General features: G+C 67.8%; 27 protein-coding genes. 16 read left to right on the top strand and 11 right to left on the bottom strand.

The genetic code is table 11. The features are described from left to right. Nucleotides 1-143: 143 nt before the first annotated feature. On the top strand, nucleotides 144-830 hold the full coding sequence (locus ACFPJ1_RS23780) for a VOC family protein (RefSeq protein ID WP_380107101.1): 687 nt from the start codon (nucleotides 144-146) through the stop codon (nucleotides 828-830). Here ACFPJ1_RS23780 and ACFPJ1_RS23775 read toward each other — a convergent pair. The 3 genes from ACFPJ1_RS23775 to ACFPJ1_RS23765 all read right to left on the bottom strand — a co-directional run bounded on the left by ACFPJ1_RS23775 (nucleotide 802) and on the right by ACFPJ1_RS23765 (nucleotide 2,678). After that, nucleotides 802-1,350 carry a DUF6058 family natural product biosynthesis protein gene (locus tag ACFPJ1_RS23775; RefSeq protein WP_380107100.1) on the bottom strand — a complete coding sequence of 183 codons (549 nt, stop codon included), beginning with the start codon at nucleotides 1,348-1,350 and terminating at the stop codon, nucleotides 802-804. The genes ACFPJ1_RS23780 and ACFPJ1_RS23775 overlap by 29 nt on opposite strands. 69 nt (nucleotides 1,351-1,419) lie before the next feature. Then, nucleotides 1,420-1,989 carry a GNAT family N-acetyltransferase gene (locus tag ACFPJ1_RS23770; protein ID WP_380107099.1) on the bottom strand — a complete coding sequence of 190 codons (570 nt, stop codon included), beginning with the start codon at nucleotides 1,987-1,989 and terminating at the stop codon, nucleotides 1,420-1,422. Further along, a complete protein-coding gene (locus ACFPJ1_RS23765; protein WP_380107098.1) occupies nucleotides 1,989-2,678 on the bottom strand; it encodes a TetR/AcrR family transcriptional regulator in 690 nt (229 codons plus the stop codon). Before ACFPJ1_RS23765 ends, ACFPJ1_RS23770 begins: the two co-directional genes overlap by 1 nt. A gap of 89 nt (nucleotides 2,679-2,767) precedes the next feature. On the opposite strand from ACFPJ1_RS23765, the gene ACFPJ1_RS23760 reads away from it, so the two are divergent. Then, nucleotides 2,768-4,195 carry an MFS transporter gene (locus ACFPJ1_RS23760; RefSeq protein WP_380107097.1) on the top strand — a complete coding sequence of 476 codons (1,428 nt, stop codon included), beginning with the start codon at nucleotides 2,768-2,770 and terminating at the stop codon, nucleotides 4,193-4,195. A gap of 152 nt (nucleotides 4,196-4,347) precedes the next feature. Continuing rightward, nucleotides 4,348-4,782: an aminoglycoside phosphotransferase family protein gene (locus ACFPJ1_RS23755; RefSeq protein ID WP_380107096.1), complete on the top strand. Its 435-nt coding sequence runs from the start codon at nucleotides 4,348-4,350 to the stop codon at nucleotides 4,780-4,782. Here the strand turns inward: ACFPJ1_RS23755 and ACFPJ1_RS23750 are convergent. From ACFPJ1_RS23750 to ACFPJ1_RS23740, 3 genes are all read right to left on the bottom strand, one after another. Further along, entirely contained in the window at nucleotides 4,779-5,351 is a 573-nt protein-coding gene (locus tag ACFPJ1_RS23750) for a class I SAM-dependent methyltransferase (RefSeq protein WP_380107095.1), read from the bottom strand. The genes ACFPJ1_RS23755 and ACFPJ1_RS23750 overlap by 4 nt on opposite strands. 67 nt (nucleotides 5,352-5,418) lie before the next feature. Continuing rightward, on the bottom strand, nucleotides 5,419-5,694 hold the full coding sequence (locus tag ACFPJ1_RS23745) for a DUF6247 family protein (protein WP_380107093.1): 276 nt from the start codon (nucleotides 5,692-5,694) through the stop codon (nucleotides 5,419-5,421). Between the two features lie 56 nt (nucleotides 5,695-5,750). Then, on the bottom strand, nucleotides 5,751-6,542 hold the full coding sequence (locus ACFPJ1_RS23740; protein ID WP_380107091.1) for a phytanoyl-CoA dioxygenase family protein: 792 nt from the start codon (nucleotides 6,540-6,542) through the stop codon (nucleotides 5,751-5,753). A 70-nt stretch (nucleotides 6,543-6,612) separates the two neighbouring features. Between ACFPJ1_RS23740 and ACFPJ1_RS23735 the strand changes: the two genes are divergently transcribed. From ACFPJ1_RS23735 to ACFPJ1_RS23725, 3 genes are all read left to right on the top strand, one after another. Beyond that, on the top strand, nucleotides 6,613-7,635 hold the full coding sequence (locus ACFPJ1_RS23735; RefSeq protein ID WP_380107089.1) for an AraC family transcriptional regulator: 1,023 nt from the start codon (nucleotides 6,613-6,615) through the stop codon (nucleotides 7,633-7,635). Next, nucleotides 7,592-8,212, top strand: a complete 621-nt coding sequence (locus tag ACFPJ1_RS23730; RefSeq protein WP_380107087.1) for a formylglycine-generating enzyme family protein — start codon at nucleotides 7,592-7,594, stop codon at nucleotides 8,210-8,212. The genes ACFPJ1_RS23735 and ACFPJ1_RS23730 overlap by 44 nt, the downstream gene beginning before the upstream one ends. A gap of 140 nt (nucleotides 8,213-8,352) precedes the next feature. Continuing rightward, the gene (locus ACFPJ1_RS23725) at nucleotides 8,353-9,156 is read left to right on the top strand and encodes an SDR family oxidoreductase (protein WP_380107085.1); all 804 of its coding nucleotides are present in this window, start codon (nucleotides 8,353-8,355) and stop codon (nucleotides 9,154-9,156) included. Here the strand turns inward: ACFPJ1_RS23725 and ACFPJ1_RS23720 are convergent. Continuing rightward, nucleotides 9,153-10,031: a TolB family protein gene (locus ACFPJ1_RS23720; RefSeq protein WP_380107083.1), complete on the bottom strand. Its 879-nt coding sequence runs from the start codon at nucleotides 10,029-10,031 to the stop codon at nucleotides 9,153-9,155. The genes ACFPJ1_RS23725 and ACFPJ1_RS23720 overlap by 4 nt on opposite strands. A gap of 113 nt (nucleotides 10,032-10,144) precedes the next feature. On the opposite strand from ACFPJ1_RS23720, the gene ACFPJ1_RS23715 reads away from it, so the two are divergent. Both ACFPJ1_RS23715 and ACFPJ1_RS23710 read left to right on the top strand, forming a co-directional pair. After that, nucleotides 10,145-11,794 carry an NAD(P)/FAD-dependent oxidoreductase gene (locus ACFPJ1_RS23715; RefSeq protein ID WP_380107082.1) on the top strand — a complete coding sequence of 550 codons (1,650 nt, stop codon included), beginning with the start codon at nucleotides 10,145-10,147 and terminating at the stop codon, nucleotides 11,792-11,794. A 1-nt stretch (nucleotide 11,795) separates the two neighbouring features. Next, nucleotides 11,796-13,187, top strand: a complete 1,392-nt coding sequence (locus ACFPJ1_RS23710) for a sensor histidine kinase (protein WP_380107080.1) — start codon at nucleotides 11,796-11,798, stop codon at nucleotides 13,185-13,187. 78 nt (nucleotides 13,188-13,265) lie between these two features. Here the strand turns inward: ACFPJ1_RS23710 and ACFPJ1_RS23705 are convergent, their stop codons facing one another. Next, nucleotides 13,266-14,927: a VWA domain-containing protein gene (locus tag ACFPJ1_RS23705; RefSeq protein WP_380107078.1), complete on the bottom strand. Its 1,662-nt coding sequence runs from the start codon at nucleotides 14,925-14,927 to the stop codon at nucleotides 13,266-13,268. Nucleotides 14,928-15,292: 365 nt separating this feature from the next. Between ACFPJ1_RS23705 and ACFPJ1_RS23700 the strand changes: the two genes are divergently transcribed. Beyond that, complete coding sequence (locus tag ACFPJ1_RS23700) at nucleotides 15,293-15,484, top strand: hypothetical protein (protein WP_380107077.1); 192 nt, start codon at nucleotides 15,293-15,295, stop codon at nucleotides 15,482-15,484. Between the two features lie 43 nt (nucleotides 15,485-15,527). Here ACFPJ1_RS23700 and ACFPJ1_RS23695 read toward each other — a convergent pair whose 3' ends face one another. Together ACFPJ1_RS23695 and ACFPJ1_RS23690 are read right to left on the bottom strand one after the other, a co-directional pair. Then, on the bottom strand, nucleotides 15,528-16,793 hold the full coding sequence (locus ACFPJ1_RS23695; protein ID WP_380107075.1) for a zeta toxin family protein: 1,266 nt from the start codon (nucleotides 16,791-16,793) through the stop codon (nucleotides 15,528-15,530). Between the two features lie 44 nt (nucleotides 16,794-16,837). After that, nucleotides 16,838-17,206, bottom strand: a complete 369-nt coding sequence (locus tag ACFPJ1_RS23690) for a VOC family protein (RefSeq protein ID WP_380107073.1) — start codon at nucleotides 17,204-17,206, stop codon at nucleotides 16,838-16,840. 80 nt (nucleotides 17,207-17,286) lie between these two features. Between ACFPJ1_RS23690 and ACFPJ1_RS23685 the strand changes: the two genes are divergently transcribed. After that, complete coding sequence (locus ACFPJ1_RS23685; protein ID WP_380107072.1) at nucleotides 17,287-18,108, top strand: META domain-containing protein; 822 nt, start codon at nucleotides 17,287-17,289, stop codon at nucleotides 18,106-18,108. A gap of 3 nt (nucleotides 18,109-18,111) precedes the next feature. On the opposite strand, the gene ACFPJ1_RS23680 is transcribed toward ACFPJ1_RS23685, so the two are convergent. Beyond that, nucleotides 18,112-18,957: a nucleotide excision repair endonuclease gene (locus ACFPJ1_RS23680; RefSeq protein ID WP_380107071.1), complete on the bottom strand. Its 846-nt coding sequence runs from the start codon at nucleotides 18,955-18,957 to the stop codon at nucleotides 18,112-18,114. A 555-nt stretch (nucleotides 18,958-19,512) separates the two neighbouring features. Between ACFPJ1_RS23680 and ACFPJ1_RS23675 the strand changes: the two genes are divergently transcribed. The 6 genes from ACFPJ1_RS23675 (at nucleotide 19,513) to helR (ending at nucleotide 26,808) form a co-directional block, all read left to right on the top strand. Then, nucleotides 19,513-19,764, top strand: a complete 252-nt coding sequence (locus tag ACFPJ1_RS23675; RefSeq protein ID WP_380107070.1) for a hypothetical protein — start codon at nucleotides 19,513-19,515, stop codon at nucleotides 19,762-19,764. Between the two features lie 75 nt (nucleotides 19,765-19,839). Then, entirely contained in the window at nucleotides 19,840-20,781 is a 942-nt protein-coding gene (locus tag ACFPJ1_RS23670) for a pentapeptide repeat-containing protein (RefSeq protein WP_380107068.1), read from the top strand. 54 nt (nucleotides 20,782-20,835) lie between these two features. Next, the gene (locus tag ACFPJ1_RS23665; RefSeq protein ID WP_380107067.1) at nucleotides 20,836-21,441 is read left to right on the top strand and encodes a TetR/AcrR family transcriptional regulator; all 606 of its coding nucleotides are present in this window, start codon (nucleotides 20,836-20,838) and stop codon (nucleotides 21,439-21,441) included. Further along, complete coding sequence (locus tag ACFPJ1_RS23660; protein WP_380107065.1) at nucleotides 21,438-23,057, top strand: phenylacetate--CoA ligase family protein; 1,620 nt, start codon at nucleotides 21,438-21,440, stop codon at nucleotides 23,055-23,057. The genes ACFPJ1_RS23665 and ACFPJ1_RS23660 overlap by 4 nt, the downstream gene beginning before the upstream one ends. Before the next feature lie 363 nt (nucleotides 23,058-23,420). Then, the gene (locus ACFPJ1_RS23655; RefSeq protein WP_380107063.1) at nucleotides 23,421-24,626 is read left to right on the top strand and encodes a glycosyltransferase; all 1,206 of its coding nucleotides are present in this window, start codon (nucleotides 23,421-23,423) and stop codon (nucleotides 24,624-24,626) included. Between the two features lies 1 nt (nucleotide 24,627). After that, entirely contained in the window at nucleotides 24,628-26,808 is a 2,181-nt protein-coding gene (gene helR / locus ACFPJ1_RS23650; RefSeq protein ID WP_380107061.1) for an RNA polymerase recycling motor ATPase HelR, read from the top strand. Nucleotides 26,809-26,842: the final 34 nt, after the last annotated feature.

Genomic DNA, 26,842 nt, shown 5'->3' with positions numbered 1-26,842 from the left:
AACCGGCAGGAGCTCCGCGGGGAGGTCCTGCCGTTTCCGGGTGACGCCGCTTCAGGAGGTCTGGTCGTCGACGCGCTTGCGAACTCCCTCCGGGCCGCCGCTTGCGCCGCCGACGGAACTCCGTACGCCGTACGATGTTTGGCATGAGCGTCCGGACCATCCCGATCCTGCCCTGTCGTGACCTGGACGACGTGGTGCCGTTCTACGCCGCCCTCGGCTTCGCCGTCACGTACCGGCAGAAGCGCCCGAACCCCTATCTGTGCCTCAGCCGGGAGGACGGGCTCGACCTGCACTTCGCCGGCATCCCCGGCTTCGACCCGGAGGGGTCGCTCGGCAACGTGATCGTCGTCGTCCCCGACACCGGGACCCTGTACGACGAATTCGCGTCCGGCCTGCGATCGGCGTACGGGAAGGTGCCGCGGGCGGGGATTCCACGGATCACCAAGCCGCGGCGGAAGCAGGGCACCTCGGCCGGGTTCTCGGTGGTGGATCCGGGGGGCAACTGGCTGCGGATCACGTCGGGCGGGCCGGAGGAAGAAGGGGGTGGGCCGTTCGAGCGGGTGCTGCTGAACGCTGCCAGGCAAGGCGATGCCCACGGCGACGAGTCGGCCGCGATCGCAGTACTGGAGGCCGGGTTGATCCGGCATGCCGACACCAGCGAAGCCGAGCGTGTGCCGGTGTACGTCTATCTGGCCGAGCTGCTGATCCGGACCGGCGACCACCCGCGCGCTACCGAAGTACTGGACAAGCTGCGGGGCATCGACCTCGATGAAGCAACCGCGGCGGAAGTCGCAGAGTTGGTCAATGGAGTCGAGCCCGGACCGCGGTGATGTGGGTGTCGCGGGAGACCGGGCTGCCGAAGCGCAGGCGGTCGTAGGTGGTGAACTCGGGCTCCAATTCGTCCAGTTCGTCGACGAGCGGCTTCAGTTCGGCCGGATCGGTTGTCGAGTCGATGCCGCGCACCAGTTGATCCTTGCGCTGGATGGTCGTCGGCGTCACCGAATGTAGGCAGACGTACTGTCCGCTCAGGTAGGAGTCCCACTCTTCGTTGCCGGTGGCAACGTCGGACCACTGCCCGACGAACCACTCGCGGAGGCCGTCACCGTGCTCGTCCGCGAGCGCGAACAGGTCGGCCGGGACCATCTCGGCGCCGTCCGAGCGGAGGTACCCCGGCATTGGCAGTTCGCCGTCGAGCATGAGGCGCCGGACCGCCTCGACTTCACGATCTTGCTCAACGCAGAGCTCCTCGAGGACCCGGAATTGCCTTGTCACATAGGCATCGTCGGCTTCGCTCATCGGGTGGTCGCCGTTGATGTCCAGGTAGCGCTGCCGTAGTTCTTCTCTGCTCATGGCCGCAACGTTAAGCCCGTGATGCTTCGGCGGCCGGCGAACTATGGCCGGCGAGCTGTGCTTGGCGAACTATGGGCGTTCGGCGCCGGGCCAGGGTCCGGGTGGCGGGCCGTCGGCGTCCGTCCGTTCCTCGTCGACCGACTTGTACTGGCGGAGGCCGCGTGCCTCGTAGTTGGCCAGGGCGTAGGGGCCGTCGAGGGTGTTGGTGTGCACCCAGACGCGGGTGACCGGCTCGAGCTCGGGATGGCGGTCGGGCATCGTCCAGGCGTGCAGCAGTCCGGCGGTGAGGAGGTGGCCGCCGATGCCGCGGCCGATGAACCCCGGCAGCAGTCCGAAGTTCTCCACCTCGACCTCGGTACCGTCCGCCTTCAGCGCGATGTACCCGGCCGGCGTACCGCCGACCCACGCCACCCAGGTCTCGAAACCGGGGCGGCTGAGGTGCTCGACCCAGCGGGTCCAGGTCCAGCTCAGCTTCTCGGTCCAGTGCCAGTCGCCGCCGACGGAGGCGTAGAGGAAGCGGCTGAACTCGGGCGAGATCTCCTCGACCCGCCTGATCTCCAAGGGTTCTTCGGGAAGTCGCGCCGGCACGACCTCGTCCGCGCTGGTCATCTCCAGGTAGGTGACGGTGCTGACGACCACTACTTCTTCTCCTCCTGCAGATCGGCCAGTACGCCGCGGATGCCGGCGACGACCAGATCCATCCCGAGAGAGTAGTAGCGATCGGTCGAGGACGGGCAGATCAGGGTGTCCGCCGCGGCAGAGATCAGCGGGTAGCGCCGAGGAGGCAGGGCGGCGAGCGCCGCGCGCTTGACCCGGAGTGCGTCCTCGCGAGTGATCGGATCCGTGTCCTCGTTCGCGCCCGGCTCGGTCGTCACCAGGGTGATCAGCGAGCACAGCGACTGCCGGCCCACCTCGGCCGCGTCGTCGACCGAGAAGCCGCCCGCGGTGAGCAGTTCCATCGTCCGCTCGGCCATCGCCAGGCCTGCCTCGGACACCAGGATCCGGTACAGCGTCAGGTCGGCCGCCTTCGGATGCGGACGGAGCGCGTCGACGAAGGCGGTCAGGACGGCCCGGAGCTGGAGATCCCAGCGGTCGTCGGTCGGCTCCGGTAGCCGGATGTCGGCCAGCAGCCGGTCGCCGATCGCGGCGAGCAGGTCGTCCTTGTCGTGGAAGTGCCGGTAGAGCGCCATCGGGGTGACCTCGTGCAACTGGGCCAGTCGCCGGATGGTGACCGCGTCGAGGCCTTCGGCATCGGCGATCTCCAGCGCGGTCGCCGCAAGCTTCTCCGGGTCGAGCCGCTTAGCGGTCTCCTTGCTGATCGTCGCCACGTTGACAAGTTTACAACGTAGACCTAGCGTGTACTAGGTACGCATACGGCGTATACATACAACGTAGACAGATCTCCTGTGAGGTAGTCATGCGACGCAGTCCCTGGGCGACACTCGCGGTGTTGGCCCTAGCGCAGTTCATCGTGGTGCTCGACGTGACGATCGTGAACGTCGCGCTTCCTGAGATCCAGGCGGACCTGAACTTCTCCGCCGATTCCCTGCAGTGGGTGATCAACGCGTACACCCTGCTGTTCGGCGGCTTCCTGCTCCTCGGCGGCCGGATGGCGGACCTGCTCGGCCCCCGCCGGGTGTTCATCGCCGGCCTGCTGCTCTTCGGCGCCACCTCGCTGATCGCGGGCCTCTCGAACTCGCCGGAGTTCCTGATCGGCGCCCGCGCAGTACAGGGTCTCGGCGGTGCTCTGCTGTCACCGGCGGCACTGGCGATCCTGACGGTCACCTTTGCCCACGGACGCGAGCGGAACATTGCGATGGGCGTCTGGGGTGGTCTCGCCGGGCTCGGCGGCACCCTCGGCGTCGTGGCCGGCGGCCTGCTGGTGGATTCGCTCAGCTGGCAGTGGGTCTTCTTCGTCAACGTGCCGATCGTGATCGCCCTGGTCGCGGTCATCCCGGTCTTCGTCCGCGACACCCGGCACGGTCAGAACGGCAACCGCGCCTTCGACACCGCCGGCGCAGTACTCGGTACCGCGGGTCTGCTGTCGGTCGTGTACGGCGTGGTGCGGTCGGAGCCGAAGGGGTGGGGTTCGGCCGAGGTCATGACCTTCCTGGTTGGTGGCGTGATTCTGCTGGCCGCCTTCGTGATGGTGGAGGCGCGGTCGAAGGCTCCGCTGGTTCCGCTGCGGTTGTTCCGGTCGCGGGCGCTCAGCGTGTCCAGCGGTTCGCTGGCTCTGAATGGCGCGGGGTTCCTGTCCATGTTCTTCCTGACGGCCATCTACCTGCAGCAGGTGCGCGGCGACTCGGCGCTCGAGGCGGGTGTGCACTTCCTGCCGATGGGTGGCGCAGCGATTCTCGGCGCGGCGATCGCGTCGCAGATGGTCCAGCGGGTCGGCACCCGGACCGTGCAGTTGACGGGAGCGGTGCTCAGCGTTGTGGGGTTGTTGCTGCTGTCGCAGGCTGACGCGACTGGTAGCTATGCGAGCCAGTTGCTTCCTGGGCTGATCATCTTCGGCTTCGGCATCATCGGGGTCGGCGTACCCGGGCAGATCACCGCGGTCTCCGAGGTCGAGCACCACGAGGCCGGCGCTGCTTCCGGTGTCGTCAACGCGATGTACCAGGTGGGTGGCGCGCTCGGCCTCGCGATCGTGACGACGCTGTCGATCACCCGTACTACGGACGCTCTGGCCCACGGTGTCGCCCAGCAGCAGGCTCTGGTGGACGGCTTCCAGCGCGGCCTCGTGGTCGCCGCCGGCTTCGCCGTAGCCAACGTCTTCCTGACTCTCGCGTCGCCGCAACTGCAGCCCGACGCCGAAACCATCACCGAAGCCGCCGTCGCGGCCTGACACCGCGGCCACCTGGCCTGCCGAGCCTGCCTAGAGTGGGCGGATGATTCCCGCTGCCTTCGCCTCGACCATCATCGAGCGCGAAGGCAGCGTCGGCCGTTCCTGGATCGCTTCGCTGCCAGGCAGCCACCGCTGACGGTTGGCTCGAGCAAATGATTGCGCAGAGCAAGGAATTGGGTCACCCGCTGCCGGAGCAGGTGGTGGGGGCGGCGGTGGACACCATTCGTGCTTTCGGGGTTGATGACACCGCGACGTTGCTGCATGGGGATCTGCATTTCGCCAACGTGCTGCGCTCGGATCGTGAACCCTGGTTGGCGATCGACCCCAAGGGCTACGCGGGGACGGCTGCCTTCGATGCCGCGACGATCGTCCGGGACCGACCAGAGGAGCTGCTCGCCGCGACCGATCTGCGGAAGGCGTTGCTCCAGCGGATCGAGATCTTCAGCGAGGCGGCCGAGGTCGACCGGGATCTCGCAGTACGGGCGACGCAGGCTCGCATGGTGAGCTCAGCCTTCTGGGAAAGGCTGCACGGTCAGCCGCGGATGGGTATCGAAGCAGCCGACCGGATCGCCACAGTGCTGATCTAGCGGTTGGCGGTGTAGATGGCGGCGGTGGAGGCTAGGCGGCCGGGTGGGTCCCAGGTGGTTGAGGTGACGTTGGTGAAGCCGGCTGTGGTGAGTTCGGTCGCGAGGTTGGTGGGTGCCCACTTCTCGTGGACGGCGATCAGCAGCCGGCCGTTCGGCTTCAGGATCCGGCGGATCTCGGCGTACGCGGCCGGCCGGTCCTCCCAGAGCTGCACGTTGTTGACCGACAGGACCACGCTCGCCGACTGGTCCGGCTGGTGCGTGTCGCCGGCAGCCCCACGGACGAGTTGCACCTTCCCGGTCTCCACCAGGTCGGAACACCGCTCCCGCGCCGCCAGCAACATCGTGTCCGAAGGATCCACCCCCACCACGATCCCGCTGTACTTCGCCGCCGCCCGCAGGCCCACTCCCGGCCCGGGCCCGAGCACCACCACGTGCTCATTCGGCTGCAACCCCGCCAACTTCACCAGGTGCTTCTCGGTCGGCCCGTTTCCCCGAACCATCAACCACCCGCCGACCCGCCCCAACATCCCCTCAGGCAGCCCGAACCCCTTCCGCACCAATTCACCCATACCCAATCTCACCACGCCCCGCCCCGGTAAGTGGACAACCCGCAGGTGTTGGGCCTCTGACGGCGGCTCAGCCAGGGAGGACGTGATCGGCCGACACGAACTCATCGGTTCGGTTCTCACGGACGGCCTGGGCAGCTTCTTCGAAGGCTGGATTCGAGTAGGCGACGGCCCGGAGATGCCAGACGTGCAGCACTTCGCGAAGCTGCCGGAACCGCCAGACTTCATGCGCGGCTTCGAGCGCGCTGTGATATTCGCTCAAGAACTGCTCGTGCCAGTGATCCGGCAGCGCGCGAAGGATCTCCGCCGGATCATCCGGCGACCCATGCAACGGCTGAGCAGTCATAGCCTCAGGCTACCCCGTGGACGACTCGGTCTGCCGTCCTTTGTCCACAGCCTCGGTCACTGGGCGGGTCGGGGGAAGGTGGGGCCGTTGAGGGGGGCGTTGGGGGGCAGGTTGAGGGGGTCGGTGACTACATGGGGGTGGCCGGAGTAGGTGGTGTTGGCGTCCATGTAGATGTTGACGTGGGCTAGGCGGGCCAGGTCGGTGGTGTTGGGGAGGGCCATGTGGCCGGTGTAGCTGTTGTGGAAGGTGCAGTCTCCGGCGCGCAGGGGGACTGTCACGCGGGGCAGCCAGCGGAGTGAGGGGTCTACTTCGAAGAGGTCGTCCTCGGAGTGGAGGTCTTGCGGGCGGAGGCCGGTGCGGTTCTGGGTGCCGGGGAGGAAGGTCATGCAGCCGCGCTCCGGCGGTACGTCGACCAGCGCGATCCATGCCGACAGGGACTGCCGGTCGTTCGCGTGCGGCCAGTACGGGCGGTCCTGGTGGAACTCGGTCGCCGCGTTGTTGTGCGGCTCCTTCACCAGCATCTGGTCGTGCCAGATCCGCAGTGGGATGCCGGCCAGTTGCTCGGCCACCGCGGCCAGCCTCGGGTGCAGGGTGAGCTCCCGGATGGTCTCGTCGCGCTGCCAGACGTTGACCAGCTGGCTGAAGACCCCGCCCTTCTCCAGGCTCTCGGTCCGGTGTTGTTCCAGGTACGCCGACGCGGCGCCGCGGAAGTGCTCGATCTCCTCCGGCTGCAAGACGCCGCGGACTCGGACGAATCCGTTCTGCCGGTAGGAATCGACGAGCTCACCCGGGATACGTCCGGAGCTATCCAGGTCGGAATCAGTGGCCAGGGATGCTGTTTTCTCCATGAATCCAGACTGCTCGGCGATCCCGGCCGGAGGCTAGGCCGATCGCGGCAAGCACTCGTACGATCACGACATGCCGGAGACTCTGCACGAGCACGCGTTGTTCGACGGGCGGCCGGCGTTCGGCGGGATCCACGAGTTGAGCGCCGACGTCGCCGCGCACACCCATGACTTCGTCGAGATCGCCGTCATCGGGCCGGGTCGAGGTCGCCACCTCACGAGCCGCGGCGAGCGAAGACTGCGGCACGGCGAGGTGATCGTGCTGCGGCCCGGGGCGTGGCATGCGTTCACGGGCTGCGTCGAGCTGACGGTGGCCAACTGCTGCATCTCCACCCAGGCCTTGCGCGCCGAGTTCGCGCCGCTGCGAGACATCCCCATGTTCCGTCGACTGCTCTGGACCGATCCCGTCGCGGCCGGAGCACACGGCGTCCACGTGGCATCCGTCGGCCCGGCCGCGGCAACGGAGGCGATCGCCGCGATCACCGATATGAACCTCACCGGCCGCACCCCAGGTCGCATGCTCGGCCGCTTGGTCACCGTCCTCGGCGTCCTGGCGGACGCCCGGGACGCCCGCGAGCGGCGCAGCAGGAGTGGAGAACGGGGCAGCGGACAATGGCGGAGTGCAGGCGGCGCCTACGGCTCGGCGGGTGGTGAGGGGTGCGTTCATCCTGCGGTTGCCGGTTGCATTGCGCGGATCGAGGCTGAGCCGGCGCGACCATGGCGGCTGGACGACTTTGCCCAGGCAGTCAGCCTCGATCCGGCCTACCTCGGCCGCCTGTTCCGCAGATCGGTCGGCCTCTCCCCGCTGGACTTCCTCGCCCGCGTCCGCGCCGAGCACGCCGCAGCGCTGCTGACTCGCACGCAGCTATCGGTCGCCCGCATCGGCGCCACGGTCGGCTGGCCCGACCCTACGTACTTCGCCCGCCGCTTCCGCACGCTGTCCGGTCTCACGCCCAGCGAATATCGCCGGCGCAGCGTCGAGTCGTCGGTAGGATCGCCAGCCCATGGAAGTCACCGGAACACCAGAGATGATCGCCATCCCATCGGGCCGGGTGACCCTCTCCGACCGGCGGACCCAGCGGACCTGGGCGGTTGACCTCGCGCCGTACGAACTCGCCGCCACGCCGGTGACGCAAACGCAGTACGAGCTGGTTCTCGGTCAACGGCCGAGCGCTGCGGTTGGCGGGCAGTTGCCGGTTGAGAGCATGCCGTGGCTGGATGCCGTCCGGTTCTGCAACGCGCTGTCGCAGCGCGAAGGTCTCACCTCCGCCTACCGTGTCGAAGGCGAGGCCGCCGAGTGGGAGCAGGCGGCCGACGGCTACCGCCTGCCGACCGAGGCCGAGTGGGAACACGCCTGCCGCGCCGGTACGACGGCCGCTCGGTACGGCGAGCTCGACGAGATCGCGTGGTACCGCGCCAACTCGGACGAGCGGATCCACGAAGTGCAGGGCAAGCTGCCGAACGCCTGGGGTCTATTCGACATGCTCGGCAACGTCTGGGAGTGGTGCTGGGATTTCTACGACCCCGAGGTCTACGGCACCTACCGCGTACTGCGCGGCGGCGGGTGGTTCGACGAGCCGTGGAGCTGCCGCGCGTCGGTCCGCCGCCGGACCCATCCGACCTCCCGGCTGGACGACCTCGGCTTCCGGCCGGCCCGCTCGCTCCCGAGCTGACCGGCGCGACCGGCGCGACCGGTCTGACCGGGATGTAGCCGGTGTGACCCACGGCATACCAGGTCGCCAGTCACATTCGCCGGAGTCGATCCGTCGGCCAAGCAGAGACGGATTCTCCAGCAGACGAAAGAGGTCGTGTGATGACATCACCCATCCTGGTCACCGGCGGTACGGGAACACTCGGGCGGCTCGTGGTCGCCCGGCTCCGGGACGCCGGCCGCGACGTACGGGTGCTGAGCAGGAACGCCAAGGATGTTGCCGACGGCATCGAGTACTACGCCGCCGACCTGGCCACCGGTGAAGGAGTCGGGGCGGCGCTCGTGGGCGTCGAGGTCATCGTGCACTGCGCGGGCAGCTCCAAGGGCGACGACGACAAGGCGCGCAACCTGGTGAAGGCGATCAAGAAGGTCGGCACGTCGCCGCACATCGTGAACATCTCCGTCGTCGGCGCCGAGCGGACGCCGATGGCCAGCGGGATCGACCGGACGATGTTCGGCTACGTCGGCGCGAAGATGGCGGCGGAGAAGATCATCGCCGAGTCCGGGCTGCCGTGGACCACACTGCGGGCCACCCAGTTCCACGAGTTGATCCTGCTGATGGCCCAGGGGATGGCGAAGCTGCCGGTTCTCCCGATGCCGACCGGTACCAGCGCTCAGCCGATCGCGGCGGCGGAGGTGGCGGATCGCCTCGTCGAGCTCGCACTGGGCGAGCCCGCCGGTCTGGTCGCGGAGATCGGCGGTCCGCGGATCTACCCGATGGCCGACCTGATCCGCGACTACCTGCAGACCGTCGGCAAGCGTCGCCCCGTGCTGCCGATCCGGCTGCCGGGCAAGGCCGCGAAGGCCTTCCGCGCAGGTGCCAACCTGACCCCGGACCACGCCACCGGCCACGTGACCTGGGAGACCTTCCTGGCCAACCAGCCGGCGGCCGCCGCCCGCTCCTAGTGCTCTAGTGGATAGGCGACGTAGGCGAACCGAGTGCTGTCAGGAGACCAGCTGGGAACGTTCATGGTCCCCTGACCGCCGAACAGTGTGATCAACTCCCGGATCCGGCCGTCGGCGTCGAGCAGCCGCAACCGGACGTCCTCCACATCGGCGGGATGTCCGAGCGTGCCGGGCGGGAAGCTGACATAGGCGACGGTCGATCCGTCGGGCGCCTGGTGCGGGAACCAGTTGACCCGCTCGTCGTGGGTGAGCTGCTCGGTCGTGCCGCCCGAGATCCGGAACAGCTGCGCATGACCCGGCACGGACGACGCCCGCTCGGAGTTGAAGTAGATCCACTTCCCGTCCGCGCTGTACTCGGACCCGTCGTCGGCGTGCTCGTCGTCGGTGACCTGGGTGTCCGCACCACCGGCCGCCGGGATCGTCCACACGTTGGTGATCCGCCGGCCGTCGGGCAGACCCTCCAGCCCGATGTAGGCCAGCGTGCCCCCATCCGGCGAGATCCCGTGCAGATAGTGGTGGAACCGTTGCCCACGGTCGTTGCTCACCCGCCACGGAGCCCCGCCGGCGAGCGGTACGGCGTACAGGTGGCCGTCGTCGGCGGAGACATAGACCGTCAGGCCGTCGGGGCTGAGCACGTGGTCGTTGTTGATCGCCGGTACTCCGCCGAGGTCGATCTCCTCGAGCTCGGTGCCTCCGGCAACGGGGATCCGGAACAGCCGACCGTCACCGTTGATGATCAGGCAGTCACCGTCCGGACTCCAGTTGGGCGCCTCGAACAACAATTCCGTCGAGCTGACGACGAGCCGCTGCTCGCCGGTCTCGCTGTCGATGACGAAGAGCTCTGCTCGCTGACCCGGGCGAAGAGTACGTGGCATAGCTCGAAACCTATCCGAGCCGCCGGGACCGCGGTTACCCTGGCCAGGCTGGTTCACCGATTCCTCGAGCTCCCCTGGGGGCGGCGAAGAGGCGGGCCCGAAGGGCTGGCTAGATGAGCAAACCCACCATCCTGACCGTCGACGACGATCCCATGGTGTCTGCCGCGATCTCGCGGGACCTGCGCAACCGTTACGGGGACGACTACCTCATCGTGCGGGCGAACTCCGGTGCGCAGGCGCTGGCCGTGCTGACCAAACTCGCCCTGCGTAACCAGCCCGTCGCGTTGATCGCGGCCGACCAGCGGATGCCGGAGATGACCGGCATCGAGATGCTGGAGCAGGCGCGAACCCATGCGCCCGGCGCGAAGTACCTGCTGCTCACGGCGTACGCCGACACCGACGTCGCGATCAAGGCGATCAACGACATCGGCCTCGACTACTACCTGCTCAAGCCCTGGGATCCGCCCGAGGACCGGCTCTTCCCGGTGATCGACGACCTGCTCGACGACTGGCGGCAGGCGAACCCGGACCACACGTCCGACGTACGGGTGGTCGGCAACCGCTGGTCCGACCGCAGCCACGAGGTGAAGACGTTCCTGGCCCGCAATTACGTGCCGTACCACTGGTACGACGTCGAGCGTGATCGCGAGGCGCTGCGGTTGACCGGCCTCGCCGAGGCGGTGGCGGGTGATCTGCCTCTGGTGCTGCTGCCCGAGGGGGACACCCTCCGGTCGCCGACGACGCTCGATCTCGCGGGCGCGCTCGGTCTGCGGACCAGGGCCGAGCAGCCCTTGTACGACGTGTGCATCGTCGGCGGTGGGCCGGCGGGGCTGGCGGCTGCCGTGTACGCGGCGTCCGAAGGTTTGAGCACCGTGATCGTGGAGCGGGAGGCACCCGGGGGACAGGCCGGACAGAGTGCGTCGATCGAGAACTACCTCGGGTTCCCACGCGGGCTGACCGGCTCCGATCTCACCCAGCGGGCCGTCGCCCAGGTCTCCCGGTTCGGCGCGGAGATGGTGCTCGCCCGCCCGGTCGTCCGCTTCCAGAATCGGGGACCGGTGCATGCCGTGCTCTTCGAGGGCGAGGGGGAGATCGAGGCTCGCGCGCTCATCGTGGCCACCGGTGTCTCCTATCGGCGGCTGGCCGCGCAGGGGCTCGAGGATCTGACCGGCCGCGGCGTGTACTACGGCGTCAGCGCGAGTGAGGCCAGCCAGTGCGAGGGGGATGACGTCTACATCGTCGGCGGCGCGAACTCGGCCGGGCAGGCGGCGCTCAACCTGGCGCGCTACGCGAGGCGGGTCGTGCTGCTGGTTCGGGGCTCGACGCTCGAGACCACGATGTCGCGCTACCTGATCGACAAGATCGCCTCCACGCCGAACATCCACGTGCGGTGCCGGACCGAGGTGGTGGGCTGTCGTGGCGAGGGTCACCTCGAGGCGCTCACGGTGTGCGACCGGGACTCCGGCCGGGTCGAGGAGGAGGAGACGAGTTGGCTGTTCGTCTTCGTGGGCGCGTCGCCCCGGACCGACTGGCTGGGCCCTGACGTGATTCGGGACGACAAGGGGTTCGTGGTGACGGGCCAGGATCTGATGCTGCGGGACGGCTGGCGGTTGCCCAGGGCACCTTTCGCGCTGGAGTCCAGTGTGCCCGGGGTTTTCGCGGCCGGCGACGTACGGCTCGATTCGATGAAGCGGGTCGCCTCCGCCGTCGGCGAGGGCGCGATGTCGGTGTACCTCGTGCACCGCTACCTGGCGATGGTGTGACATGCGGGTCGAAGATCTCCGCGGACTCGGTCTCTTCCACGGGCTGGACGACGTACAGCTCGGGCAGTTGATCGAGGGCGGTACCGAAGTATCGATCGAACCGGGTGTCGAGCTGTTCCACGAGGGTGAGCACGCGGACTACTGGTGGGTGCTGGTCGACGGCGCTCTCGACCTCGTGCGGCACGTCGGGCGGGAGGACTCGGTCGTCGGGCGGATGGATGTGCCGGGTCGCTGGGCCGGTGGGTTCAGGGCCTGGGACGAGCGCGGTGTCTATCTCGCCACCGGCCGTGGGGTCTTCGAAGGGCGGGTACTGCGGGTGCCGGCTCAGGTGTTGCGTGAGCTGACTGACTCCTGGTTCCCGCTCGGGGGACATCTCATCCAGGGTGTGTATGGCACGGCACGGTCCATCGAGGCGACCGCGCGGCAGCGCCAGTCCCTGGTTACGCTCGGAACTCTCGCGGCCGGTCTCGCGCACGAGATCAACAATCCGGCGGCGGCCGCGGCGCGTGCGGCGGACTCGCTCGAGAGCGTCTGCCAGACGCTGATCACCTCGCTCGACCGGCTGGCGCAGGGGGAGATCTCGGCGACGCAATTGGCCGCACTCGACAAGCTGCGCCGGGAGATCGAGCCGCAGGCCGTCGGACTGGATCCGCTCGACATCGCCGACCAGGAGAACGCGATCGCGACCTGGCTCGCGCGCCACGGGGTCGAGCGGGACTGGGTGATCGCCCAGCCGCTGGCCGCTGCCGGCGTCGACCTCGCCTGGTGTGAACGCGCGGCGGCCGTGCTCGATGTGGACAACCTCGAGCCTGGGCTGGACTGGGTGGCGAGCACGTTCGCCGCGGTCACCTTGCTGTCCGAGGTGAAGGTGTCGACCCGGCGCATTTCCGACCTGGTCGCGGCCGTCCGGTCGTACTCGCAGATGGATCGCGGCTCACTCCAGCCCACCGACGTGGAGGCCGGGCTGGAGAGCACCCTGGTGATGCTCGCCCACAAACTCCGCGACGGCGTCGAAGTGGTCCGCGAGTACGGCGAACTCCCGCGGATCGAGGCGTACGCCGGCGAGCTCAACCAGGTTTGGACCAACCTGATCGACAACGCCGTCGACGCGATGGACGGCGTCGGCAAGATCCACATCACCACCCGCGCCGAAGGCACCGACGTCATCGTCCTGATCGCGGACACCGGCCCCGGCATGCCCCCCGAAGTAGCAGCCCGAGCCTTCGAAGCCTTCTACACCACCAAGGACGTCGGCAAAGGCACCGGCCTGGGCCTCGACATAGCCCAACGCATAATCACAGAACGCCACGGCGGCACCATCACCATCCTCCCCACCCCCACCGGCACCACCCTCCAAGTCCAAATCCCCATCCGCCAAGACCCCCACCGCTGATTCGCCCACCCCGCCTCGCGTGCGCAGTACGGTGCGGGAATGGCGATTCAATGGACCCTTGGTTGTGTTGCTTGACGGCTAGTGGTGGAGGCCGCCGGCGGCCACGTGGATGAAGACGGCTGCGACCTGGTCCGGGGTGGTGAGGAAGTCTACGTAGCCGCCGATGGGTTCGATGGCCTTGCCGACCACTTCGGCGGCTTGGTGGTCGCCGAAGGCCACCACACTGAGCTGCACTGGTCGCTTGGGGTCTTGGGCCGCTTGCAGTCTCGTGGCCAACTGGCCCGCAGAGGCACCGCCGGGATCGTCCTCGTTGCGGCCGTCGGTGAAGACCATCACCTGGTTCGGTACTCCGGGCCGGTAGCGGTCGCGTGCGCTGGTGTACGCGGCCAGGATCGTGTCATGGAGGCCGGTTCCCGTAGGTCTGGCGTTCATGGTGTTCAGCGCGATGGTCAGCGCCCGCCGCTGAGCGGGGGTCAGCATCGCCTCACGGACCAGTTCGCGATGGTCGCTGGTGCCCTGGAGCCCGACGCCGAACTCCCACAGGCCCAGCCGCGCGTCGTTGGGCAGCATGCCACCCAGTGATCGCACACCCTCGCGCACCAACCCGATCAGGGGAGTGGCCGAGCCGGGTGCGGGTTTCGCCATCGAGCCGGACACATCGACCACGATGAGCGCATCGGTACGCCGGTCCTGCGCGTACCAGGTGGCGAAGACGTGATCGACATGATGACCGCCAAGAACCGGGAGAGCCTTCGCGAGGTTCGTCGCGAGCAGGCCGGCGTTCGGCGTCGCAGTACCGCTGGCGTCGCGTAGACGTGCCGTGGCGCGTGCCTCGGAGGCGTCATCCCCACTGAGCGCCTCTTGCAGCCGCTTCAGGCCGGCGACACTCTTGGGGTCGGCAATTCCCGTTGCTGTGGGCTGCCAGGTGTAGCGGAGCAAGGCTGCGAAGTCTCGTCCCGGCAGGGCGCTCCGCCCCGACAGAGACGCTCCCGCCAAGGCGTACTCGGGCACCAGGCCGACCTCGCCGGCCTTGGTCCGCAGTACTTCGCTGGAAGCCGCAACAGTGCGGGTGCTGCCACGCGCCCGGGACAACCAGAGCGCGGACGCGTCCATGTCCTGGGCCTGCCAGACGGCCTCCGCCACAGCCCCGGTACCGATGAGGCCGTCCCCTGATCCAGCAGGATCCCGTACTACGAGCCGCACCGTCCGGGCGTCCACCAGGTTCGCAAGCGCCATCCACGAACCACCGGCCCGTCGCAGCCGCGTACCGGTGGCTGCGTCGCTCACCATGTACAGCGGGCTGGTCGCGAGCACGGTACCCGCGCCGGCGGTGTCCTTCGCCAGCTTGACCTCGGCAGCGGCAGACGACCAGGAAGAGTCGTCCGGGATCCACACGTGGGCCTTGTCTTTCACCACAGCGGCTGCCGCGGCCCGCCCATCGGCGTACGTCGTGTCGAGGCGCATGCAGTCCGGCCCTTGCAGCAACTTCGGCGCGACACTGTCGAGCATCGGCCGGAACGAGGTGGCGGCAACCGCCCGGAGCGCCGCACATGATCCTGTGGGCGCTGTCACGGCCACACCCGGAGCCGCGGCCACACCCGGAGCCGGAGTTTCCCCGCTCTGCGGAGGGCTCTGATCATCGGGCCGCAGCATGAGCATGCCGACCACCGCCACCACCGCGGCCATGGCAACGCCAGGCAACCATCGACTCGCGGCATGGACCGCCCGATGCTTGGCCATGTAGAAACCCCCCAAGGGTCGTGCCGCTGCGCGTCCCCCGCCAGCGACCTTTGTTCTACCTGTGCCCCGTGTCGGCGTCAGCATGCCAGCGAATACCCCGCCCGATAAGGCCTGATCTCAACTACTACCCACCGCTGTCTCCTCACTACCGATCGTTGAGTTTCGCGGCTAGTTGCCTAGGGCATCGACCCTGGCCAGTCTCGAAATGCCGCGCGCTTGACCGACAACAGAGAGGGGCGGCGCGATCACTCCCAGGTCGCAAGCCGCAATCGGTCATTGCGAACCTCTGGGCCAATAGCATCCGGCATAGCGTTTGCACGACCACGGGGACTTCGCTTCATCACACCTGAAGGAGAAGAAGACTCATGGCATGGGGAAAGAAATCACAGGCCAAGCAGGACCCGGAGAACGGTGGCTGGATGTCGGGTCGCCAGGCCAAGCGGGCGGCCGGATCCGGCGGCGGAATGAAGGGCGACAAGGTCGTCGACCCGAAGGGGCGGGTCGTGAAGGACTTCAGCGGCCGCCAGCGCAAGCAGGGCAACGAGAACGGCGTATAGCTCGGGCTGCCGGCCGGCGGGCCTACCCGAGCGGTAGGCCCGCCTAGGCGTCTGGTCTAGACACTCCGGCTGTTGCGATGTGCAGGGTGACGGCGTCCGGATGGAGCCGTGGGGCTGCCAGCGCGTTGACCGTCCTGGCGCCATCGATCGCCTCGCTCCGGATCCACGGGACGGGAGCCGAGAGGCCGATCTGCTGGAGTTCCAGGATCGCGTCGAGGAAGAGTCGCGATTCCGCGACTGTCCACGGCCGGTCCCGCTCCCAGTTGAGCGCATCGGCCGTTCTCGGCGGCTGCTGCCACCTACTGTCCACGGTTCGCTGGTTGCCGTAGATCAGCTGCCCATCCGGACGGAGTACGGCGACGCGATCGGCGAAGTCCTCGCGGTCGATCACCTCGGCTGAGCGCAGTACTCCTTGATAACAAGCATCATGAAGCTCCCGATCCGCGAGCCGGCCGTAGCCGTACACCTCCAGCGCGCGAAGGTGGCGATCCAGTACTCCGAACCGGCTGGCCGCCTCGTTCACGGCGACCAACGCGACCTCGACCTGGTATCCGGCCGCCTTGAACTGCCTGGCCTGCTCCTCGAAGGCGCCCGGTTCTCGCGGTACCGACTCCAGCACGACGTCGAAGCGCTGCGAGCGCGCGTACGACGTCGCCCTGGCCATCCATCGACCGGTATCCTCGCGCAAGTGGCTGTCGGCCGGCGGCGGTTCATCGGCCATCAGTGCGTGGAAGCCGGGATGGTGCGGCTCGTAGCGGTCCGGGCTGATTGTCACCGAGCGGCCGCGGCTGTTCAGAACGCCCTGCGCGAGCGCGGTGATCGCCGCCTTGCCATCGCCCGGCTGACCAGCGACGATCACGACCACCGGATGGATCTGCGACGTGCCGGTCAGCTCGACCGGAGCGATCCGATCCCGGAAGATCCGCTCGCTCTCGGATTCCTCGAGCACCTGCTCCCGCAGTACCGTCGCCGCCTGCAGAGCCGCCGCGCGGTGCGCCGTACTCGGCCCTGCTTCCTCATCATCTTCGTCGGAGGGATCGGCGAGCAGTTCCTCGCCCTCGATCTGGATGGCGGCGATCTCCCGGGCATCCTGCGGCGTCAACTCCCGTCGCCGGACGCCCCACGCCCTCAGCTCCACCCGCCAGCGAGCCATCGCCTCCGTGTCCGGCTCAGCGGCGTCCTCCTGGCCCGCGATCAACCCGGCGTAGAAGCCGATCAGTTGACTGGCGCCTTCAAGCCCAACCTCGTACGCGACCGCTCCCGCGCCGGCCACACTCCCCGGACGCACCCCAGCCAGGACATTCACCACGCCCGGACGATAGCGGTCAACCACCCTCCACCGCGACGCCCAATCTAATCCGGGAGCCAGCACAAGCAGAACGGGTGGCCGGCTGGGTCGGCGTACACCTGGGCGCCTGACACAGCGCTGCGATCCTCGGCTGCCTTCAACAGCCTGCCACCCAAGCCGATCACTTCGTCGTGCGCGGCGTCGAGGTCGTCGATGTACAGGTCGAAGTGGATCTGCTGTGGGGTTCCGTCAGGCCACTCGGGCTGAACGTGGTCAGGCGCCAGCTGTATGCCGAGCTGCCACTCGCCATCGACCCAGATGTTGTGCCACCGGTCGCTCGCAATGACGGTCCCACCCAGGAGTCCGGCCCAGAACGCACTCTCCGCCTCGAGATCCGCGGCGTCCAACACAATCATCCGTCGACTGATCTGCATCGGCCCAGTATCCAGGCTCGATCTCGAATACGCTGCTCAGACGCAACGTCGAGGCTTTCAGCGGCGTGCTTGAGGATGTGATGCGAATGCTGGGCGTGGTGATGGCTGGGGTTGCGCTGATCGTGACCGCCTGTGCCAGTACGGCGAACGCCGGCGGCGGCGAGGTGGGCGCCAGCGGCCGTGAAGTGGGCGAGGGTGGTGGCGGCGGCTCGTTGATTGGCAAGGCGTACCTGTCCCTGACGGTGACCGAGGACGGTGAGGTCAAGCCGTTGGTGCCGGACACCCGGATCCGCTTGGACTTCAGGGACGATGGAGTGCTGTCGGCCAACGCAGGCTGCAACTGGCTGGGTGGCTACGTCTCGACCAACGGCGGCACGTTGTCGATCGACGGTATCGGTGGCACCGAGATGAGCTGCGGCCCGGCCGGCGACGCCCAAGACAAATGGCTCGAACGGCTGCTGCTGGACAAGCCGACCTGGAAGCTCGAGGGCGACCTCCTCACCATCACCAGAGGCAGGACGACGGTGGTCCTTCAAGACCGGAAGATCGCCGAACCGGACAAGCCGCTCGTCGGCACCAAGTGGGCTCTGGAGTCGGTGATGTCCGGGCCGTTGGCCTTCCAGCATTTCCCGGGGACGGCGTATTTCACGATCAGGGACGGGCGGATCACCGGTTGGACCGGCTGCAACGAGTTCCAGGGGACGGCAACCCGTACCGGCGCCAACCTGACCGTCGGTGAGCTCAGCACGACCCGCAAAGCCTGCGCGGGTGACGCCGCCGAGCTGGAACAGGCCCTGCTGTCCAGGTTGAAGGGCAAGCTGACCTACTCCATCGACTCCAACCGCCTGGAACTCCGCACACCAGACGGCGCCGACGGCATCAACCTGACCACCACGAAGTAGGAGTCATCCATTGATCACCGGGCTGATCTCCTCCCGCACAAGACTCCGGTAGGTCTCGACGTCGAGAACTCGCGCCCGTACGCCGTGGCGCAGCCGACGTGCTCGTACGAGCTTCGGTCCACCGACGAAGAACTGCAACGCGGTCTCCTTGTCACGCCGTAGCGCGGGTTGCATGAACGCCGGCCGATGGCCCGCAGCCTGCAGCAACTCATCGGCCAGCCGAGCCCTCGTTCCGGAGAGAAACCGATGCAGCGCATCTCGAACCTCCGGCTGCACCGCCACCACGAACGATTCAGGCGCCGACCTCGTGATAGCGGCCGGCGTATGGCTGCCCTCGCCTGAGGCCGCCCACAGAAGTCGCAAAAGAGCCGTGTATCCATCGCTGCAAGCGATCCCGAGCCTGGACGCGACGCCCTTGCCCAGATGAGGAAAGCACCCGTACGCCTTCCCGATCGAAGGAACAGCAGGCTCCAAGCTGAAACCGAGCGTCCCCGCCGCCAACTCACGCACCACGACGTAAGGAACCCGCGCGTCCATCCCGACCGGATCAGCCCCGCGAAGCCCTGTATTGGCATTGAACGGTGGTCGAAGCGCAAACATCAACTCCGCCTCCCGCCATACGGCGGCCTCCTCATCAACAGCGACCTCCCACACGACCCGCCGAACCAGGTCGTACCGCTCATCCAGCCCCGACCCAGGCCCCTTCACCGCAGCATGCTGCCGAAGCCGCTGCCGCAAATCCCCGGCCTTCCCCACGTAGAGCACCTCGCCGCGCTCAGCGAGAAACAGGTAAACCCCAGCCTCCCGAGGCGCCTCCGCAGCCGCCTCCCGCAGTACGCCAAGCCCCACCTCACCCCAACGGTCCGCGGCGCCCACTAGCGGCCCACGCAGCTACACGCGCGGCAAGCCAACCCCGAACGGCTCCAGGCCCCAGCGGCAAACACCAGCCGAGTCTACAAACCCCCCTCCGCGGCGGCTGCGTGCAATGATCTGGCCCATCATGCGTGACTGGGATCAATTCCTCGAGCAAACCCCATCGTTCCTCCAACCCGGAGACACTGCGACGGTCGGCGAAGCTCGGCCCTGGTCGAGAGGCGGGGTCGCCGGGCTACCGCACCTCTCAGCCCTGCTGGCCTCAGCCACTCTCACACCGATTTCGATCGCGGGCACGGAGTACGAACTACTTGCCTGGGGTCCCGAGGTCGACCGGAGAGGCTGGCTATGCCACCCGCCGATGGCCGCCGACATCGGCCAGGTCCACCCCATCCACAGGGATTTCTGGATGGTCTGCGGCGGGATCGTCGAGTGCTTCCGAGAGCCCGAAACATGGTGGCTGAACCAGAACGAGATCCTGACCGCGGCGGCTAGCCGGACGCCCGTCTCCGAGGTACTGGCTGATTACTCATGGCTCTGGAAAGCCGATGGATTGACTATCCCATCCAGCCGGACGAGTACTACGCCGTCGCCGTTGAGGCCAACGGAAACCTCACGCTCGTTGATCGAGAGAGCGGCCGCTTGCTCCTCTTCGCGCCGGACCACGCGCTCACCGGTGTCACGCCTCTACCCGGTTGCCCGCCGTACTCTCTGCTCACCTTCGATGACGCTCACGATCTCGGGGCTTGGATCGAGCGCCCGGTGTTGCTCAGTTCTCATTGACATCGTTGAGACGATGGAAGGGTCCTACACCAGCGCCGGTACGTCGCTGCCGGCGCTTGCTTCATCGGAGCCGCCGTGGCCCGCCGTAGCGGATCTCGAACCGCACGCCAGCGCTCGGCAGACGCAGGTGCGTCTCAGGGGCCGTGGGCCGTTCGCGCGGCGGTCGCCGGTGCCGTCGCGCTGCTTCTCGCGTTGGTCGGCGGCCTGGTCTTCTTCGGCCAGGCGGTCCGGCAGTCAACTGAGCAGGAACGTCAAGCCGAAGTCGCACAGGCAGCTGAGCGGTTCTCGCGCTCCGTCGAACAACTAGGGGCGGACACGATCGCAGTACGCCTAGGGGCGGTGCATTCGTTCGCCCGTCTGATGCGGGAGTCACCCGGCGATCAACGCGCTATCTCCGAGGTCCTCAGCGGCTTCGTCCGTGTCGGAGCAGCCCAGGCGCCCCACCCACAAGGGCTCCAGTCCGTCCAGGTGCCGCCTGCCGATGTCCTTGCTGCGTTGAAGGTTCTGGTCGACCAGCCACGACCGCGCGGTACCGACCAGAATGGCGCCGAGTTGCCGACGATGCTGCTCCGCGGCGTCGACTTCTCCGGCTTCGACCTCAGATCGGTCGTACTGCGCAGCGCGGACCTGACCGAAGCGGACCTGTCTCGAGTGGACCTGTACCGCGCGGATCTGACCGACACGAATCTGGCCAACGCGAAGCTGGCCGGCGCGAACCTCTTCTTGACGACCCTGACCTCCGCGAACCTGGCGAAAGCGAAGCTGACCGACGCCACCCTGGAATTCGCGGCACTGGAAGGCGCGCAACTGTTCGCCGCGGACCTGACCGGTGCGAACCTGCGCGAAGCGAATCTCACCGGGGCATACCTGATAGGTGCGCAACTGACCGGCGCGGACCTCACCGGCGCAAACCTGACCAACACCGACCTAGCTGACGCCGAGCTGACCCACACCAAGTTGGCCGCCCTGACCTGCGACAGAACGACCTGGCCCGAGGACTTCCATCCCCCGTGCTGACGGAGGTCCCCGTTGAGCGTTGACATAACGGTGTTCTCTGAATAACGTCGTTATATGAAAGAGCGGCTGACTCGGGCGGAGAGCAAGGCTCGGACACGCACTGACCTGGTCGATGCGGCCCGGCGGGTGTTCCTGGAGCGCGGGTACCACGCGTCGTCAGTCGCCGATGTCGCCGCGGAGGCGGGCTTCTCTACCGGTGCCGTGTACTCGGCGTTCCGCGGCAAGGCCGACCTCTTCCTCGCCGTGCTCGACGCGCACCTGGCCGAGCGGATCCGTGGCATGGAGACCGTGGTTGCCTCCGCGACAACCGCGGCCGAGCATGCCGAGCAACTCGCCCGGCAGTTCGCGGCGGTCAGCGGCAACGACCGCGGCTGGTCGCCGCTGGTCATCGAGTTCTGGGCGCACGCAGCCCGCGACCCGGAACTCCGCAAGCAGTTCGCCGAGCGCCACGACTCGCTCAAGCAGGCCATCGCCCGGATGCTCGACGAGATGCTCGCGCGCACCGGGGAACGTCTCGTGCTGAGTACCGACGAGGTCGCCGTGGCCGCCGCCGCGCTCGCCAACGGGCTGACACTCGAGCGGCTCGCGCATCCCGACGGGATGCCCGACGAACGGTTCGCCGAGCTGGCCGCATTCATCATGAAAGGCCTATCGCGATGAGCACAGTGAGGCAATTGGCCGACGTGAGGGTCGCCTTCCCCCGCTCCCGCGAGCTGCTCAGCCATGACGGCTGGAGCCGCGAGCACCTGCAGGAATACCAGCGCACCCGGCTTGCCGAACTCGTACGCCATGCCAGGGCGCACTCGCCCTTCTACAGCAAGCTGTACGCCGGCCTCGACGATGAGGTCTCGCTGGACCAGTTGCCGGTGATCGACAAGGCAACGCTGATGGATCACTTCGACGACATCGTCACCGACCAGCGCCTGCGGCTGACCGACCTCGAGACACACCTGGCCGGGCTGACGACAGACGACCTGTACCTCGGGCAGTACCGGGTGGTTGCGACAGCCGGCAGCACTGGCCGGAGAGGAATCTTCGTCGCCGATCCCGACGAGTGGCGGACGTTCCTCGCCGGTCTGTTGCGCTCCAACGAGTACATGGGGTTGCGCCCGCGCCTCCCGCGAAGGCGAGTGGCCACGGTCGCCGCGGCGAGGTCGGTGCACGTGACCTATCGCATGTCGCGCAGTCTCGACTTCGGCGTACACCGCGTACTCCGGCTCGATGCGACTGCGCCGATCGAAGTACTGGTCCAGCGACTGAACGAGTTCCGGCCCGAGTTCCTCTACAGCTACCCGTCGGTGCTCGGGCTGCTGGCGACGGAGCAGGCCGCGGGTCGCCTGCGGATCGATCCGTCGACGATCGTCTCCTCGGGTGAGACCCACACCGACGAGACGGTTCGCGCGGTCCGCACCGTGTGGGACGTGCCGTGGTACCAGATCTACGGCACGACAGAGGTGCCGATGCTCGGTGCGCACTGCTCCGAGCACACGGGTGCTCACCTGTTCGAGGATCTGGCGATCGTGGAGGTTGTCGACAGCAACAATCGCCCGGTGCCGGCCGGACAGCGCGGCAACCGACTGCTCGTCACCAACCTCGTCAACCGCACGCTGCCGCTGATCCGGTACGTCATCACCGACCTCGCGACAGCGGCGGAGCAACCCTGCCCGTGCGGTCGACCATTCGCCGTACTGAGTGCGCTCGACGGGCGCAGCGATGACATTCTCCACTTGCCAACCGCCAGTGGTGGCAACGTCGCAGTACATCCGCTCGCACTCCGGAGCGCCATGGCCACGGTCGCCGACCTCGCGCAGTACCGGATTCTTCACGAGGGAACGAAGATGACCGTCTCGGCGACGCTGCGCGCGGGTGCCGCGCCTGAGCCGGCCGCCGCGGCCATCACCGATCGGCTTGGTGCGAAGCTCGCCGCTCTTGGCGTCGAGGGGCGTCCAGCTCGACGTGCGGTTGGTACCGCGAATCGAGGAGGGCCGCGACGCCGCCGGCAAGTTTCGCATCATCGAAACGAGGCCGTGATGGTGGACAGCTATCGCGATGCCGGTTTGCTGAGGCGGGTTGTCCGGCAGGCGGTCGCAACCCGCGCAGGGGCCTGGATCTCCGTGCGATGGCTGCATCGCGTCGACCATGTCGTGTTCCGTGCCAGCCCTGGTCGGACGACGTTCTCCACCATCGCTTCCGGGCTTCCGGTGGTGATGCTGACGACGACCGGAGCACGGACGGCCACGCCGACGTACGAGTCGGCAGCCGGAGCGTCGCGATGACTGCACGCAAATTGGCGGGTGACGAGCGGGAACGCTACTTCCAGCGCGGCCTCGACATCTATCCGGGCTGAGCCCAGTACCGCCGTCGCGCGTCCCATCGCGACATCCCGGTGATCATGCTCGAGCCGACCAGTGGTGAGGAGGACGGAGCGAAATGACTGCGGTAACCCCGACGACGCCGTGGACGCCTTCCTGGACAAGGCCATCTGCACCTGACCAGCGGCGGGCATAAGGAAAGGCAAGGAGAGTGTCACTCCTTGCCACTCCTAACTTATAGCGCACGGGGGGACTTGCCGCAAGGCCCTGTTCGTGCCGCAGAATCGTCGACCGAAGCCAGAATCGACGAAACGGGGAGCACGAAAAATGCGGGTGTTGTTGTCGACGTACGGGTCGCGCGGGGACGTCGAACCGCTGATGGGACTCGCGGTGGAGTTGCGGGCCTTGGGCGCGGAGGTGCGGGTGTGCGCGCCGCCGGACTTCGCGGAGTTGCTGGCAGGTGTCGGCGTGCCGATGGTGCCGGTCGGCCAGTCGGCGCGGGAGCTGACGAAAGCGGCGCCGCCGCCGTCATCCATGTCCGAGCGCGCGGCCGAGTTGATCGCCGACCAGTTGGTCGCGATCACCGCGGCAGCCGAGGGATGCGATGCGTTGGTGGCGACCGGCATGATGCCGGCTGCTGCCGGCGCGCTGTCGGTGGCCGAGAAACTCGGCATCCGGTCCGTGTCCGTCACCTTCCAGCAGCTCACCCTGCCGTCGCTGTACCACGCACCGCTGGCGTATCGCGGCAGGCCGTTCCCGCCGGACGTGACCGACAACCGGGTGCTGTGGGAACTGGATGCCCAGAGCAACAATGCGTTGTTCGGCGAGGCGCTCAACACCAACCGGGCATCGATCGGCCTGCCGCCGGTGGACAACGTTCGCGACTACGTCATCGGCGACCAGCCGTGGCTGGCGACGGACCCGACCCTGGACCCGTGGAAGGAGCCCGCGGACCTCGACGTCGTACAGACCGGCGCGTGGATCCTGCCGGACGAGCGCCCGCTGCCGGACGAGCTGGTGGCGTTCCTGGACGCCGGCGAACCACCGGTGTACGTGGGTTTCGGCAGCATGCCCATGCACGCCTCGACCGACGCGGCCCAGGTGGGCATCGAGGCGATCCGCGCCCAGGGCCGCCGCGCAATCGTCAAGCGCGGCTGGGCCGACCTGGCGCTGATCGACGATCAGGATGACTGCTTCGCCGTCGACGAGGTCAACCAGCAGGCACTGTTCCGCCGCGTGGCCGCCGTCGTACACCACGGTGGCGCGGGTACCACGACCACAGCCACCCGGGCCGGGGCGCCCCAGGTGGTGGTACCGCAGGCGACAGACCAGCCGTACTGGGCCGGCCGGGTGGCAGACCTGGGCGTCGGTGTGGCACACGACGGCCCGACTCCGACTTTCGAGTCCCTGTCGGTCGCCCTCAAAACGGCCCTGGCCCCCGAGACCGGCGTACGGGCGACCGCCGTGGCCGGCACGATCCGAACCGACGGCACAACGGTGGCAGCGAAGCTGCTGCTCGATCGGAGCTGCTGAAGTGAACCCCCAGACCACCAGCGCGTTCAACCTCACCGACCACCTCGCTCCCAAGGCCGCCCCGGCGCTGATCGCCGGCGACGAGCAGCACTTCGCGTCGATCGCGGAGAGCCTCGACCAGTCGATCGCTGACCTGTCCGACCGTCTCGATGCCGCGCGCAAGGCGCCCGGCGGCAGCGGCCAGGAGGCGATGGACCGGGACCTGGAGATCCACCGGCTGACCTCTCGCCTGCGCACCCTGCGTCGCTTCGGTCTGGACCTGTGCCTCGGACACATGGTCAGCGCAGACGACCCCGAGCCCGTGTACGTCGGAAGGCTCGGCCTCACGGACAGTACGGGTCGTCGGCTGCTGATCGACTGGCGCTCGCCCGCGGCCGAGCCGTTCTTCGGAGCGACCCACGCGAACCCGATGGGTCTGGCAAGCCGCCGCAGGTATCGCTGGACCCACGGCCGGATCAGCGACTACTGGGACGAGGTGTTCACCCCGGACGGGTTCGAAGGGCACCACGCGGCGCTTGACGACCAGTCCGCCTTCATCGCCAGCCTGGGCAGCAGCCGGTCGCAGCAGATGCGAGACGTGCTCGGCACCATCCAGGCCGACCAGGACGCCATCATCCGCGCAGGTTCCCGCGGCGCTCTCGTCGTCGACGGCGGCCCTGGTACGGGGAAGACCGTCGTCGCCCTGCACCGCACCGCCTACCTCCTGTACTCCGACCCGCGCCTGGGGCATCGCCGGGGCGGCGTGCTGTTCGTCGGTCCGCACCAGCCGTACCTGGCCTACGTCGCCGACGTACTCCCCAGCCTCGGCGAGGAAGGCGTGCAGACCTGCACCCTGCGGGACCTGCTCCCGGAGGGATCCTCGGCGCCGGACGAGCTCGACCCGAATGTGGCCCTGCTGAAGTCATCTGCGGACATGGTGAAGGCGATCGAGCCGGCTGTCAGGCTGTACGAAGAGGCGCCCACCAAGGGGATGACGGTCGAGACCCACTGGTCCGACATCTGGCTCAGCCCCGCCGACTGGGCCGAGGCGTTCGGATCAGCAGACGCCAGTACTCCGCACAACGAGGCGCGCGACCAGGTCTGGGAAGAGCTGCTCACGATCCTGCTGGACAAACACGAGGAGGAGTACGAGGACGAGGATCTCTCGGTTGACCTGGTGCGCAGATCCCTTGAGCAGAACGAAGATTTGGTCGATACCTTCGGCAAAGCGTGGCCGCTGATCGAACCGACCGATCTCGTCGGAGATCTCTGGTCGGTGCCCGCCTACCTGCGGATGTGTGCTCCCTGGCTCAGTCCGGAGGAGATCAAGTTGCTGCAGCGCGCGGACCCCCAGGCGTGGACGGCGTCCGACCTGCCGCTCCTGGACGCCGCGCGGCAGCGACTGGGCGACCCGGAGGCATCCCGACGGAAGCGTCGGCAAAAGGCCGCCGCCGCGGCCGAACGGGAACGCATGGCCGATGTCATCGACAACATTCTCCAGGCCGATGACGACAACGAAGGCTGGGTGCCGATGCTGCGCGGGCAGGATCTGCAGGAGGCCCTGGTCGACGAGACCGCGCTGCCCACCGCCGACCCGGACGAGCTGGCAGGCCCGTTCGCGCACATCGTCGTGGACGAGGCTCAGGAACTGACCGACGCGGAGTGGCAGATGTTGCTGCTGCGCTGCCCGTCCCGGAGTTTCACCATCGTCGGGGACCGCGCCCAGGCCAGGCACGGGTTCACGGAGTCGTGGCGGGAACGCCTTGAGCGGATCGGACTGGACCGGATCAATCTGGCCTCGCTGAGCATCAACTACCGGACGCCGGCAGAGGTCATGGCGGAAGCCGAGCCGGTGATCCGGGCCGTGCTCCCGGATGCGAACGTGCCGACCTCCATCCGCAGCAGCGACGTACCGGTCGTCCATGGATCTACTTCGGATTTGGGCTCCGTCCTCGACGCCTGGCTCGCTGAGCATGCCGACGGGATCGCCTGCGTCATCAGCGCCGATGGCCTTGAGGATGGCACGTTGGGGGCGACGTACCGTGTCCGCTCGCTCACCCCGGAGTTGTCGAAGGGCCTCGAGTTCGACCTGGTCGTCCTCATCGACCCAGAGACGTTCGGCCAGGGCATCGAAGGAGCAGTCGACCGCTATGTCGCAATGACCCGAGCAACCCAGCAACTCGTCATACTCACAACCTCCTGACATCAGCCGAAGCCTGCTGTCGAGCTCGCCTCTC

Source organism: Kribbella qitaiheensis (assembly GCF_042657745.1).
In the GTDB taxonomy this organism is placed as follows: domain Bacteria; phylum Actinomycetota; class Actinomycetes; order Propionibacteriales; family Kribbellaceae; genus Kribbella; species Kribbella qitaiheensis.
The sequence above is the reverse complement of the archived record's forward strand: the minus strand, read 5'-3'. Positions and strand labels throughout refer to the sequence as shown.

Excerpts from the sequence above, each read along its gene's own strand:
- ACFPJ1_RS23740 (WP_380107091.1), bottom strand. The coding sequence starts at position 6,542 with ATGGAGAAAACAGCATCCCTGGCCACTGATTCCGACCTGGATAGCTCC.
- ACFPJ1_RS23760 (WP_380107097.1), top strand. The coding sequence starts at position 2,768 with ATGCGACGCAGTCCCTGGGCGACACTCGCGGTGTTGGCCCTAGCGCAG.
- ACFPJ1_RS23780 (WP_380107101.1), top strand. The coding sequence starts at position 144 with ATGAGCGTCCGGACCATCCCGATCCTGCCCTGTCGTGACCTGGACGAC.
- ACFPJ1_RS23710 (WP_380107080.1), top strand. The coding sequence starts at position 11,796 with ATGCGGGTCGAAGATCTCCGCGGACTCGGTCTCTTCCACGGGCTGGAC.
- ACFPJ1_RS23700 (WP_380107077.1), top strand. The coding sequence starts at position 15,293 with ATGGCATGGGGAAAGAAATCACAGGCCAAGCAGGACCCGGAGAACGGT.
- ACFPJ1_RS23715 (WP_380107082.1), top strand. The coding sequence starts at position 10,145 with ATGAGCAAACCCACCATCCTGACCGTCGACGACGATCCCATGGTGTCT.
- ACFPJ1_RS23720 (WP_380107083.1), bottom strand. The coding sequence starts at position 10,031 with ATGCCACGTACTCTTCGCCCGGGTCAGCGAGCAGAGCTCTTCGTCATC.
- ACFPJ1_RS23750 (WP_380107095.1), bottom strand. The coding sequence starts at position 5,351 with ATGGGTGAATTGGTGCGGAAGGGGTTCGGGCTGCCTGAGGGGATGTTG.
- ACFPJ1_RS23745 (WP_380107093.1), bottom strand. The coding sequence starts at position 5,694 with ATGACTGCTCAGCCGTTGCATGGGTCGCCGGATGATCCGGCGGAGATC.
- ACFPJ1_RS23690 (WP_380107073.1), bottom strand. The coding sequence starts at position 17,206 with ATGCAGATCAGTCGACGGATGATTGTGTTGGACGCCGCGGATCTCGAG.
- ACFPJ1_RS23735 (WP_380107089.1), top strand. The coding sequence starts at position 6,613 with ATGCCGGAGACTCTGCACGAGCACGCGTTGTTCGACGGGCGGCCGGCG.
- ACFPJ1_RS23775 (WP_380107100.1), bottom strand. The coding sequence starts at position 1,350 with ATGAGCAGAGAAGAACTACGGCAGCGCTACCTGGACATCAACGGCGAC.
- ACFPJ1_RS23660 (WP_380107065.1), top strand. The coding sequence starts at position 21,438 with ATGAGCACAGTGAGGCAATTGGCCGACGTGAGGGTCGCCTTCCCCCGC.
- ACFPJ1_RS23725 (WP_380107085.1), top strand. The coding sequence starts at position 8,353 with ATGACATCACCCATCCTGGTCACCGGCGGTACGGGAACACTCGGGCGG.
- ACFPJ1_RS23665 (WP_380107067.1), top strand. The coding sequence starts at position 20,836 with ATGAAAGAGCGGCTGACTCGGGCGGAGAGCAAGGCTCGGACACGCACT.
- ACFPJ1_RS23675 (WP_380107070.1), top strand. The coding sequence starts at position 19,513 with ATGGCTCTGGAAAGCCGATGGATTGACTATCCCATCCAGCCGGACGAG.
- ACFPJ1_RS23705 (WP_380107078.1), bottom strand. The coding sequence starts at position 14,927 with ATGGCCAAGCATCGGGCGGTCCATGCCGCGAGTCGATGGTTGCCTGGC.
- ACFPJ1_RS23755 (WP_380107096.1), top strand. The coding sequence starts at position 4,348 with ATGATTGCGCAGAGCAAGGAATTGGGTCACCCGCTGCCGGAGCAGGTG.
- ACFPJ1_RS23685 (WP_380107072.1), top strand. The coding sequence starts at position 17,287 with ATGCGAATGCTGGGCGTGGTGATGGCTGGGGTTGCGCTGATCGTGACC.
- ACFPJ1_RS23655 (WP_380107063.1), top strand. The coding sequence starts at position 23,421 with ATGCGGGTGTTGTTGTCGACGTACGGGTCGCGCGGGGACGTCGAACCG.